At 54.1% G+C, this 1191-nt stretch carries 1 protein-coding gene; it reads right to left on the bottom strand.

Annotated features, from left to right (window positions below; genetic code table 11):
• Positions 1–36: 36 nt before the first annotated feature.
• Positions 37–1101 (bottom strand): IS630 family transposase, encoded by a 1065-nt coding sequence (locus ACREXZ_RS30860; protein ID WP_431767917.1) that lies wholly within the window; start codon positions 1099–1101, stop codon positions 37–39.
• Between the last annotated feature and the right edge of the window lie 90 nt (positions 1102–1191).

Genomic DNA, 1191 nt, shown 5'->3' with positions numbered 1-1191 from the left:
ATGGTATGAAGACCTTCTTCTGACCAAACTATACTCCTACGCCATCAAAACCCGAAAATCCTCAGGATCGATGATCCGGAAGTTGTCGGTGACAGAATCGCAATAGAGATGCCAGTTTTTTGGCACTTCGACGCGCAGGAAGTCCAACACGGCGTTACAGAAGTCGTTGAATTTGGCGTGGCATCTGTTGTGCGTGACGTTTTTGTGCATCAAGCCCCATAGTCGCTCGATGGGATCAAGATGCGGGCAGTAAGCCGGGATGAAGTGAAGTTTGATCCGGCATCCTGGTCGCGCCAGCCATTCCTCTACCATTTCGGCATGATGGTATTTGGCATTGTCGAGAAACACGTGAATCCACCGCTTGAGCGGATACATGATCTCAATGGCCATCAACAGCGCAATTGTGCTCAAGGCGTTGACTGTCAGCACCTCGATCATTTTGGTTTTGCCCGTTTCCAGATCGATGGCGCCGTGAATGTTGAGACGATCGCGGCCGCTGGTTTGATCGACCGCAACCGTGACGTCTCTGGGAGCCCAACATCCCACCGGCCGCACGGTATGCGTCGGATGCACAGCATCGGCAAACATCACCGCTTCGTCATCCGATAGACCGTTGAGCAAGGCGTTATAAGCGTCGATAAACTCTTTCTGTTTGGCCACATCCAGCTTGCGTGACACGGCTTTCGGCGCTTTAAATTCCATCCCGGTCCGATGCAGAAGCTTGATGATCGCCGAGCGGGTGTAGCTGATGGCGTATTCCTGTTCAATCCATGCGCCAACCTGCGCCGTCGAGCGTGGCAAAGTCTCGGTGACCCACGTCTTCAATTTCTCTTGCTGTGCCGCCGTCAACTCGCACGCGCTGCCCTTGTAGCCAAACTCCTTCAGCCCGTCCTTCCCGTTCCGTTCCCAAAGCCGGTGCCAATTCCGCACTGTGTCGTCATCAAGATAAAGAACGTCCGCAACTTCTTCGCAGCTCATGCCATCGTCAAGCAACAGCAGCGCGTTCGCGCGCCGCGTGACGCGGCCTTCCATCTTGCCGTTTTTCATCAGCGCTATCAGTTCTTGCCGCGCCGCCGCTTCAAGAAAATCGGGACGAATCATTATCAAACCAGAATCTTCTCCCGATTCTCTGTCAAGCCGCCTTTTTCGCTACGTCACGGAATCCGAGTATCCATCACCCAGTGCAGGCTG

Origin of the sequence: Paraburkholderia sp. (assembly GCF_050742655.1) — a bacterium.
In the GTDB taxonomy this organism is placed as follows: Bacteria; Pseudomonadota; Gammaproteobacteria; order Burkholderiales; family Burkholderiaceae; genus Paraburkholderia.
Note: the sequence above shows the minus strand (reverse complement) of the source record. Positions and strands in the feature narration are given on the sequence as shown.

Excerpts from the sequence above, each read along its gene's own strand:
- ACREXZ_RS30860 (WP_431767917.1), bottom strand. The coding sequence starts at position 1,101 with ATGATTCGTCCCGATTTTCTTGAAGCGGCGGCGCGGCAAGAACTGATA.